Genomic DNA, 255 nt, shown 5'->3' with positions numbered 1-255 from the left:
TTTTATCTTCTTCAGGTTGTTTATTGTCTTCAGTGTTTTCAGGTTTATCTTCAGGTTTAACTTCTGGAGTTACAACATCTTCAGTTTTATCTTCTTCAGGTTGTTTATTGTCTTCAGTGTTTTCAGGATTATCTTCAGGTTTAACTTCTGGAGTTACAACATCTTCAGTTTTATCTTCTTCAGGTTGTTTATTGTCTTCAGTGTTTTCAGGTTTATCTTCAGGTTTAACTTCTGGAGTTACAACATCTTCAGTTT

Annotated in this window: 1 pseudogene; it reads right to left on the bottom strand. The window is 32.9% G+C overall.

Annotated features, from left to right (window positions below):
• A pseudogene (locus KJQ99_RS10225) lies at positions 1-255 on the bottom strand (hypothetical protein); the annotation flags it as partial.

It is taken from the genome of Campylobacter sp. 2018MI13 (genome assembly GCF_018501135.1).
Taxonomy (GTDB): domain Bacteria; phylum Campylobacterota; class Campylobacteria; order Campylobacterales; family Campylobacteraceae; genus Campylobacter_E.
The sequence above is the reverse complement of the archived record's forward strand: the minus strand, read 5'-3'. Positions and strand labels throughout refer to the sequence as shown.